Source organism: Paenibacillus sp. 453mf, assembly GCF_900116105.1.
GTDB classification, from domain to species: Bacteria; Bacillota; Bacilli; order Paenibacillales; family Paenibacillaceae; genus Paenibacillus; species Paenibacillus provencensis.
Genome location: NZ_FPAC01000012.1, coordinates 40,376 through 50,156 on the forward strand (window position 1 = coordinate 40,376; position 9,781 = coordinate 50,156).

Here is a 9,781-nt window from a genome sequence, read left to right on the forward strand (position 1 = left end):
TCCTCAATTCTTTCCCGACCACGCTGTAGTCAGACCGATTTAAAACCGTAATTTTCACTGCTTAGCTTCATTATACACTACCGCAGGCGGTGCCCGCCCTTCTGCCATACAATGAATTTCTGCTTTAAATCATTAAAAATCAGGAAGAAACTTGAAATTATTCATCTCAGAGGGAAAAAGCTCATTATTCTGCATGAAAGTTCATGATAACTCTATTGTTCTGCAATATCGCCTTGTCACGCTGCTTTCGATAAAAATGCTTGAGACTACTCCCCTACAGACGGCTGCTCTTCTGAAAACCCTGCATAACGAGATATCACAGCCCACAGCTCATCCTTGCCGAGGCCTTCCTCCGACGAAAAAGAGACAAAGCTGTCTTCAGGATGAAGACCAATCGCATCTCTTATTACCTTTGCATGCTTGGCTCTGCGTGTCTTAGGAATCTTATCCATCTTCGTGGTCACGACGCATACGGGAAGTCCATGGTGCTTCAGCCATTCATACATCATAATGTCGTCTTTCGTAGGGGGATGACGCATATCAATCATTTGCATCACTAATTTTAGTTCTTCTCGTTCAAGCAAATACTTCTCCATCATTTGACCGAAGAGTGCACGCTGCGTCTTCGACACTTTGGCATACCCATAGCCTGGAAAATCCACGAAATAAAGTGCATCATTAATGCGGTAATAATTAAGCTGCTGGGTTTTGCCTGGGGTTGAGCTCGTTCTTGCTAAATTCTTACGATTAATCATTCGATTGATCAGCGAAGATTTCCCCACATTGGAACGCCCTGCCAGAGCAATCTCCGGCAAGGCGTCCTCAGGGTATTGGCTAGGGCTGACCGCACTAATGATAAATTCGGATTTTGTAACTTTCATAATCGTTATTTATCCTCTCTTCATAACACAGCAATGAAATAACGAAGCTCTCATTGATGCATCAGTGGCTAATCTAGTGCACACCTGTCTGTTGTTCGACCAGTGCGTGGTGAAGCACTTGATCCATGTGTGCAACAGGTACGAATTCAACATCTTCTCGTACACTGTCCGGTATATCTCTTAGATCCCGTTCATTATCCTTGGGGAGCAAAATTTTCTTATATCCTGCACGATGTGCCGCAAGTGATTTCTCCTTAAGACCGCCAATCGGGAGAACCCGTCCGCGGAGTGTAATCTCACCTGTCATCGCCACATCCTTGGACACATAACGGTTGGTCAGAGCGGATATCAGCGCGGTTGCCATTGTAATTCCGGCAGAAGGTCCGTCTTTCGGGATTGCACCTTCCGGAATATGGATGTGAATATCGTTCTTCTCGTGGAAGTCAGGTGCGATTCCAAGATCCTCTGCTTTGGAACGAGTATAGCTGAAGGCTGCTTGCGCGGATTCCTTCATGACATCCCCCAGTTTACCGGTCAAGGTAAGCTTGCCGGTGCCTGGAACAACGGTCACTTCGATCACCAGTGTCTCACCACCGACTTCTGTCCAAGCAAGACCTGTAACCGTCCCGATCTGATCCTCAAGCTCGGCAACACCGTAACGGAATTTCTGCGGACCTAAATATTCCTTCACATCGTCCGGAGCAATAACGATCTTGTCCGTATGACCGGATACAATCTTCTTCGCAGCTTTGCGGCATAAGGAAGCCATCTGCTGCTCCAGATTTCTCACTCCAGATTCTCTCGTGTATTCTCGAATGACCTTCAAGAGAGCATCCTGCTGTACTTCCATCTGTTCATCTGTCAATCCATGCTCTGTGATCTGCTTCGGCAGCAAATAGCGGCTTGCGATCTGCAGCTTCTCCAGCTCCGTGTATCCTGGAATGTTAAGCACTTCCATCCGATCGAGGAGTGGACGCGGAATACTATGAATCGTATTAGCCGTGGTAACAAACATCACGTTTGACAGGTCAAAGGGAAGCTCTACAAAATGGTCACTGAACGTATTGTTCTGTTCAGGATCAAGCACTTCAAGCAGAGCCGAGGAAGGATCTCCACGGAAATCAGAAGCCATCTTGTCGATCTCATCCAGTAAAAACACAGGATTCAGTGAACCTGCGGTCTTCATCCCTTGAATGATTCGGCCAGGCATGGCACCGACATACGTTCTTCGATGTCCGCGAATCTCCGCTTCGTCTCTAACACCGCCCAAGGAGATGCGCACAAATTCACGACCAAGCGATTTTGCAATAGAACGCGCAAGTGATGTCTTACCAACCCCTGGAGGGCCTACAAGACAAAGAATCGGCCCTTTCAGCTTCTTCACCAGCTTTTGGACAGCCAGATATTCAAGCACGCGCTCCTTCGGCTTCTCTAGACCGTAATGATCTGCATCCAGCACTTCTTCAGCCGCATGAATATCCAGATCATCTTCAGTCCTGCGACTCCACGGCAGAGCTAACAGCCAATCCACATAATTGCGGATAACGCCTCCCTCTGCTGAGCTGGCAGGCATTTTCTCAAGCCGATCAATTTCCTTCTCGACTTTCTCGCGGACTTTGTCAGGGAGTGACAACTCTGCTGCTCCAGTACGAAGCTCTTCAACTTCCCCGGCACGCCCCTCCTTCTCCCCAAGCTCCTTCTGAATCGCCTTCATTTGCTCGCGAAGATAGTACTCCTTCTGGGTCTTCTCCATCTGCTTCTTGACCCGCTGGTTAATCTTACGTTCCAGCTCAAGGACCTCACGCTCATTGTTCAAAATATCCAGCAGCTTCTCAAGCCGCTGTTTAACATCTACAGTCTCCAGAATTTCTTGTTTGTCCTTGATCTTCAGCGACAAGTGACTCGTTATTACATCGGCAAGACGCCCTGGCTCTTCAATATCAGATACAGCTGCAAGAGTCTCTGGTGTTACTTTCTTCGATAAATTTATATAATTTTCAAACTGGCTGAGAACCGTCCGCATTAATGCATCTGTCTCAGGGTGGTCCGCATCTTCCTCCGGCAGTTCCACCGCCAGCACTTCATAGAACTCGTCATGATCTGTATACTCTGTTATCTCTGCACGTTCAAGTCCTTCCACGAGGACACGAATGGTTCCATTAGGAAGCTTCAGCATTTGTCTGACCTTCGCCACTGTACCGATCCGATAAATATCTTCACGTGTAGGATCTTCTATATTTACGTCAGATTGAGAACACAGGAGAATCAGATGTTCTTCTACCATCGCTTTTTCCAAAGCCTTGACGGATTTCTCCCTGCCCACGTCGAGATGAAGCACCATGCTCGGATAGACGAGAAGTCCTCTTAAAGGCAGTAAAGGAAAACGACGAACTTTGGCTTTGCTCTGCCCCATCGCTTTCACACCTCCAATGGCTCTCAGGTTGTTATCATTCATTATTCTATCAAATGTTCACATAAAAAACCAATGAAGGAGAAGTCTTCACATGCTTTCTGTACTATTCATCGTTCCGCCCCGATTCATATCCGCATGCAATATCGAAGGAGAAGATTGGGGAAATAGCTCGGGCGCAGGTGATGCCTTCTCTTCATTGTCCATCATCAGCTCTTTGCCAAAGACATGCTCGAATACTTCATCCACGGATTCCACAGGAATAACCTTAAGACCATTCAAATCCTCAAAAATGGTCTGCCAGTTGTCTGCGGGGATAATAACGGTCTTGGCTCCAGCCTGAAAAGCAGCCTCTACCTTGGCCAGCACACCGCCGATCGGTTTTACTTTTCCATGAATGCTGATTTCACCTGTCATCGCCAGCTCATGATGGACGGGAATCCCCTTGATTGCAGAAGCAATAGCTGTTGCCATGGCAATTCCCGCAGAAGGACCGTCTATTGGTGTACCTCCAGGGAAATTAATATGAAGATCATAGTTAGAAGGCTCAAGACCCATTGATCTGAGTACAGTGATTACATTTTCCACTGAACCTTTGGCCATGCTCTTCCGCCGTAGCGTTCTTGATCCTCCGCCAATCTCCTCTTCGTCTACAACCCCTGTGATGTTATATACTCCTTTTCCCTTCATTACAGGTACCGCTGACACTTCAATCTCAAGCAGCGCCCCCATGTTAGGTCCGTATACCGCAAGACCATTGACAAAGCCCACTTGAGGAAGACTTGGCACTTTCCTGTCGGGTCTCGGTTGAATCTGGCTGCTGCTGGCGACCCATTCGAGATCTGAAGCACGGAGTTCATCCCGATTCTCAGTCAGTGCAAGTCCTGCCGCGAGCTGCACGATATTAACCGCTTCACGTCCATTGGTGGCATATCTTTTTACGACCTCCACTGCTTCCGGATTAGCTCCAAAGCCAATTTTGCTAATTGCATCTTCTGCAATTTGTCCAATCTCCTCAGGCAGCAGCGCTCGAAAGAATATCTCCATGCACCGGGAACGAAGAGCCGGAGGAATTTCGTGAGGTGAACGGGTGGTTGCCCCTACCAAACGGAAATCAGCCGGCAGACCGTTTTGAAATATATCGTGGATATAAGCAGGAGTATGCGTATCTTCGGAATTATAGTATGCACTTTCCAAAATAACTTTACGATCCTCTAACACTTTGAGCAGCTTGTTCATCTGAATCGTATGAAGCTCTCCAATTTCATCGACAAATAAAATCCCACCGTGCGCTTTCGTAACTGCCCCTGGTTTAGGCTGAGGAATACCGGCAACTCCCATCGCCCCTGCGCCTTGGTATATCGGATCATGAACAGAGCCGATCAAAGGATCTGCAATTCCGCGCTCATCGAACCTGGCGGTCGTCGCATCAATCTCCGTAAATTTAGCATCTGCTTTGAACGGAGAGGCCGGATTTTTTTTGGCTTCCTCCAATATGACCCTCGCTGCCGCTGTTTTACCTACCCCTGGCGGTCCATAAACGATAACGTGCTGTGGATTTGCACTGCACAGTGCCGCCTTCATCGCACGAAGCCCGTCCTTTTGACCGACAATATCCTCCATCTTGGCAGGACGCGTCTTCTCCGCAAGCGGTTTGGTCAGCGATATGGAGCGCAGCTTTCTCAGTTTGTCCAATTCCTTGCGAGACTCTCGTTCCACCGCACTTTTGTTGTTTCTTTGTCCACGCAGCATATTCCAGAAATAGAGCCCGATCACGACTCCGAAAAACAAATTGATTAACATGACAATAATGGTTAATTCAGTACCCATATTAGGTGTCCCTCCTGTTCTTTACGCTCTTACCACAAAAAGTTCGATACATGGTAGTATAGCCTTTTCACTCAGGCATAAACGTAGAAAACAGAAGTTCTCTTGTAGATTTAAACACCAAACATGAACAGAGACAGTTCTTCAGACAAAAAGAAAACTGCTTCCTATATGAGGAAGCAGTTATGATCAAATTCAGACCTTATAAAAGTGATATTAGTGCTTGCGTCCCGGAATAATGCCGGTTGCTTCGTATACTTCTACGATCTTGTCGATTTCTTTCTTCAGCTCTTCAACCATTTCGGCCTCAGGCACTTTGCGGATCATCTCTCCATGTCGGAACAGAAGACCTTCGCCGCGCGCCCCTGCAATCCCGATATCTGCTTCTCTCGCTTCACCAGGACCATTGACCGCACAACCCAACACCGAAACCTTGATCGGCACTTTGATTTGTGAAATATAATCCTCTACTTCATTAGCAATCGAGAACAGGTCAATATCCAGACGGCCGCAGGTCGGACAAGAAATCAGGGTTGCGGCATTTGTAATCAAACCAAAGGTTTTGAGAAGCTCACGGGCAACCTTGATCTCTTCAACCGGATCCGCACTTAAAGAAATCCGCATTGTAGATCCAATTCCCATGGAAAGAAGAGCACCCATCCCGGCCGAGCTCTTAATTGTGCCTGAGAACAACGTACCCGCTTCTGTAATCCCTAGATGCAATGGATATGGGATCACCTGCGCAGCCTTAGTATATGCCTCAATGGCCATCGGAACGTCAGATGCCTTCAAGGATACGATAATATCATGGAAATCCAGCTCTTCCAGAATACCGATATGGAACAGAGCACTTTCTACCATTGCATCTGCTGTCGGATATCCATATTTCTCAAGCAAGTGATTCTCAAGCGACCCAGCATTAACGCCGATGCGGATCGGGATGCCTTTTTCCTTACATGCTTTAACAACAGCCTCTACTTTTTCGCGTTTGCCGATGTTACCCGGGTTAATCCGCACCTTATCGATGCCATTCTCGATCGCTTTCAGAGCCAATTTATAATTAAAATGAATATCCGCGACTAGCGGAATATGAATTCTCTTCTTAATTTCCTTAATCGCTTCTGCTGCTTCATCATTATTGACCGTTACGCGAACAATTTGGCATCCCGCTTCTTCAAGCCGCAAAATCTCAGCTACCGTTGCATCCACATCAGCCGTTTTCGTTGTACACATACTTTGAATAATGACTTCATTGCTTCCGCCAATGGTAATGTTGCCGACTTTTACGGGACGTGTATCTTGTCTTAAAAACATGATTCCTGTCTCTCCCCATAACGTCAAATCTCCACCCGCTAGAGGCCTGGAAAAATCCAGTATAAATAAACCTCATTACGAGTGGAGTAAGACTTGTTTATTTAGGCACTCTCTTCTTGCTTCTTATCTTTCTCACCATGCAGTTCAGGTGCTGTCTTCTCTTCAACAACCTGTTTCGTAATTACACACTTCGTAATATCCTCACGAGAAGGAATTTCATACATCACATCCAGCAGAAGGCCCTCAATGATGGCACGAAGTCCACGGGCACCCGTATTACGCTTGATCGCTTCCCGAGCGATCGCTTCGAGTGCTTCCTTCTCAAATTCGAGAGTTACGTTGTCCAGCTCCAGCATCTTCGTATACTGCTTAACCAAAGCATTCTTCGGCTCAGACAAAATACGAACAAGGGTAGCCTCATCAAGCGGCTCCAATGTAGAGATGACCGGAAGACGTCCAACAAACTCCGGAATGAGACCAAATTTCAGCAAGTCCTCTGGAAGAACCATTCCAAGGTACTCACCCGGCTTCAGATCCTTCTGCTCAGCAGAAGAGTTGAATCCGATCACTTTTTTGCCGATACGGCGTTTGATCATTTGCTCGAGTCCGTCAAAGGCACCGCCACAGATGAACAAAATATTCGTTGTATCGATTTGAATGAATTCCTGATGAGGGTGCTTACGTCCGCCTTGCGGTGGAACAGAAGCAACCGTACCCTCTAGAATTTTGAGGAGGGCCTGCTGTACGCCTTCACCGGAAACGTCGCGAGTAATCGATGGGTTCTCCGACTTACGTGCTACTTTATCAATCTCATCAATATAAATAATGCCGCGTTCTGCCTTTTCTACATCATAATCGGCAGCTTGAATGAGCTTGAGCAGAATGTTCTCAACGTCTTCACCTACGTATCCTGCTTCTGTAAGCGAGGTCGCGTCAGCAATCGCAAATGGAACGTTCAAAATCTTCGCCATGGTTTGAGCTAAGAGCGTTTTACCTGAACCCGTTGGTCCCAATAGCAAAATGTTACTCTTCGACATTTCCACATCGTCAATTTTGCTCTGTGTATTAATGCGCTTGTAATGATTATATACAGCAACAGACAGCGATTTCTTCGCTTGTTCCTGACCGATAACATATTGATCCAAAATATCACGAATCTGCATCGGTTTTGGAATATCCTTCAGATCAATCTCTTCATCATGACCGAGCTCTTCCTCTACAATCTCTGCACATAGCTCGATGCATTCGTCACAAATATATACCCCTGGTCCAGCCACAAGCTTACGAACCTGTTCCTGGGATTTACCACAGAAAGAACATTTAAGCTGTCCTTTCTCATCGTTAAATTTAAACATCTAACCACCCCTTTAAGAATTAATCGGTCTGGTGAGTACTTGGTCAATGATACGGTATTCTAAAGCTTCTTCCGCACTCATAAAATAGTCGCGGTCCGTATCACGCTCGATTTTATCAAGGGGTTGACCCGTACGCTCCACATAGATCTGATTAAGCTTCTGACGCGTTTTAATAATCCAGTCGGCGTGAATTTGAATATCGGATGCCTGACCTTGGATCCCGCCAAGCGGCTGATGTATCATAACTTCACTGTTCTCCAGCGCATAGCGCTTGCCAGGTGCACCCGCAGTGAGCAGAAGTGAGCCCATGCTGGCAGCCATCCCTACGCAGATGGTTGAAACGTCTGGCTTAATAAATTGCATTGTATCATATATACCCAACCCTGCTGTAACAGAACCACCTGGCGAATTGATATATAAACTGATATCCTTCTCCGGATCCTCTGCAGACAAGAATAAGAGCTGAGCAATAACGCTGTTGGCCACATCATCATCTATTGCACCGCTCAGAAAGATAATACGATCCTTCAGTAGTCTTGAATATATATCGTAAGAACGTTCACCGCGATTGGTTTGTTCAACAACCATAGGCACGAGATTCATGTTCCGACCTCTTCTCCATTATAGAATCTTACTGCCACATCAATCAGGGTTAAATAAATATCAGTCTTAATTTTATCATGTTCCCTGTTCAATGTCATTTATGACTGCTTTTCTCAGCCAATAGCTGCTGAAGAGAAAGCTTGATCATATTTAACCATTTTTTTTATGTATGTGCAAATCGGACTTCCATCCTATGGAGTCAAGACCTATAACTCAAGTATATGGAAGGTACAGTTAAAATATCACGACAGCTCACGCATTACCATTTAATAGTATATTTAACTATAAAATGGATATAGAAGAGAAGAAATAAGGCACGTTTAGTAAAATACCTTACGTGCCTTATCTGTTATATTTCTAACGTAATGTGTAATATTATTCTTCTGTTGCTTCTACAGCAGCTTCCTCAGCTGGAGCGTCAACTTCTACGCTGTTTGCAAGAAGGAAGTCGATCGTTTTGCGAAGCAGAGCTTCTTCACGAAGGCTGTCGAAAGAACCGTTGCTTTCGAGAATTTGACGAATCTCTTCTGGAGTACGTCTGAAGGAAGCCGCCATGTTGTTCAGCTCTTCGTTAATATCCTCATCGGATACTTCAATGTTCTCTTGCTTACCGATTGCTTCAAGAACCAGGTTGTTGCGTACGCGTTTTTCAGCATCGCCCTTCATTTGGTTTTGAAGATCTGCTTCTGTTTGACCGGAGAAGCTCATGAACATTTCAAGGTTCATGCCTTGTTGACGAAGGCGGTTGTCAAAGTCACGCATCATGTTGCGTACTTCGGTGTTAACCATTCCTTGTGGAATTTCAACTTCTGCGTTAGCAGCCGCTTTCTCAACAACAACATTCTCTTGGTTTGCTTTTGCTTCTTCTGCTTTGCGCTCAGACAGCTGCTTCGTAAGATCTTCTTTGTACTCAGCAAGAGTATCGAATTCACTTACGTCTTTAGCAAACTCATCGTCGATTGCAGGAAGCACTTTGCGTTTGATTTCGTGTACTTTCACTTTGAAGATGGCTTTCTTGCCAGCAAGCTCTGCTGCATGATATTCCTCAGGGAATGTCACTTCAACATCCTTGTTGTCGCCAGTTGAAAGACCGATGACTTGTTCTTCAAAGCCAGGGATAAATGTGTTGGAACCCAGTTCCAGGGAGTGACGCTCTGCTTGTCCACCATCGAACAATTCCCCATCAACAGAACCTTCATAATCGATTACAGCGATATCGCCGGACTCCGCTGTACCTTCTTCGATGACTACCAGCTCAGCATGACGTTGTTGCAGACGCTCAAGCTCAGCAGTCAGTTCTTCTTCGGAAACTTCTGTGTTCGCCTTAGGAACTTCAAGTCCTTTGTACTCGCCAAGTTTAGCTTCAGGTTTAACAACAACTTTTGCTTTGA

General features: G+C 46.0%; 7 protein-coding genes. All 7 read right to left on the bottom strand.

The window, feature by feature from the left end; all coding sequences use genetic code 11:
* Positions 1-266 precede the first annotated feature (266 nt).
* On the bottom strand, positions 267-881 hold the full coding sequence (gene yihA / locus BM415_RS23580) for a ribosome biogenesis GTP-binding protein YihA/YsxC (RefSeq protein ID WP_091161774.1): 615 nt from the start codon (positions 879-881) through the stop codon (positions 267-269).
* 73 nt (positions 882-954) lie between these two features.
* Positions 955-3,294, bottom strand: coding sequence for an endopeptidase La (gene lon / locus BM415_RS23585; protein ID WP_091161776.1), 2,340 nt, complete (start codon positions 3,292-3,294; stop codon positions 955-957).
* Between the two features lie 87 nt (positions 3,295-3,381).
* Positions 3,382-5,121, bottom strand: coding sequence for an ATP-dependent protease LonB (gene lonB / locus BM415_RS23590; RefSeq protein ID WP_091161778.1), 1,740 nt, complete (start codon positions 5,119-5,121; stop codon positions 3,382-3,384).
* A gap of 213 nt (positions 5,122-5,334) precedes the next feature.
* Positions 5,335-6,432, bottom strand: coding sequence for a flavodoxin-dependent (E)-4-hydroxy-3-methylbut-2-enyl-diphosphate synthase (gene ispG, locus BM415_RS23595; protein ID WP_091161779.1), 1,098 nt, complete (start codon positions 6,430-6,432; stop codon positions 5,335-5,337).
* Positions 6,433-6,533: 101 nt separating this feature from the next.
* Positions 6,534-7,787, bottom strand: coding sequence for an ATP-dependent protease ATP-binding subunit ClpX (gene clpX / locus BM415_RS23600; RefSeq protein ID WP_091161781.1), 1,254 nt, complete (start codon positions 7,785-7,787; stop codon positions 6,534-6,536).
* 12 nt (positions 7,788-7,799) lie between these two features.
* A complete protein-coding gene (clpP, locus tag BM415_RS23605) occupies positions 7,800-8,390 on the bottom strand; it encodes an ATP-dependent Clp endopeptidase proteolytic subunit ClpP (protein ID WP_091161783.1) in 591 nt (196 codons plus the stop codon).
* 375 nt (positions 8,391-8,765) lie between these two features.
* A partial coding sequence (tig, locus tag BM415_RS23610; protein ID WP_091161784.1) for a trigger factor occupies positions 8,766-9,781 on the bottom strand: 1,016 nt, incomplete at its 5' end.

Excerpts from the sequence above, each read along its gene's own strand:
- yihA (WP_091161774.1), bottom strand. The coding sequence starts at position 881 with ATGAAAGTTACAAAATCCGAATTTATCATTAGTGCGGTCAGCCCTAGC.
- lon (WP_091161776.1), bottom strand. The coding sequence starts at position 3,294 with ATGGGGCAGAGCAAAGCCAAAGTTCGTCGTTTTCCTTTACTGCCTTTA.
- lonB (WP_091161778.1), bottom strand. The coding sequence starts at position 5,121 with ATGGGTACTGAATTAACCATTATTGTCATGTTAATCAATTTGTTTTTC.
- ispG (WP_091161779.1), bottom strand. The coding sequence starts at position 6,432 with ATGTTTTTAAGACAAGATACACGTCCCGTAAAAGTCGGCAACATTACC.
- clpX (WP_091161781.1), bottom strand. The coding sequence starts at position 7,787 with ATGTTTAAATTTAACGATGAGAAAGGACAGCTTAAATGTTCTTTCTGT.
- clpP (WP_091161783.1), bottom strand. The coding sequence starts at position 8,390 with ATGAATCTCGTGCCTATGGTTGTTGAACAAACCAATCGCGGTGAACGT.